The following is a 257-nucleotide window of genomic DNA, read 5'->3' on the forward strand; positions in this document are numbered from 1 at the left end:
CCATCGCACTTGTGTACACGATGTGCTCGACGCCTGCCGAGACTGCCTCCTGCACAACAGCTTTGTGTTGCTCTATTCCGACATTCGGATCGAGCGCCGGGCTCGATACGAACAGCAGTCCGTCGATGCCCCTGAACGCGGTCCGCAAACTCGCGCGATCCGTGTAGTCGCCGACTCGCGTATCGATCCCCTGATGACCGAGTGCATCGGTTTGGGTAGTACTTCGGACCAATGCGTGGGTGTTCGATCCGGTATGT

Annotated in this window: 1 protein-coding gene; it reads right to left on the reverse strand. The window is 58.8% G+C overall.

Annotated elements, in window-relative coordinates:
* The coding region (locus CVH10_RS22190; RefSeq protein WP_181244674.1) for an NAD(P)H-binding protein at positions 1-257 on the reverse strand (257 nt) is incomplete at both ends.

Origin of the sequence: Halomonas sp. ND22Bw, from assembly GCF_003011945.1 — a bacterium.
GTDB classification, from domain to species: Bacteria; Pseudomonadota; Gammaproteobacteria; order Pseudomonadales; family Halomonadaceae; genus Halomonas; species Halomonas halophila.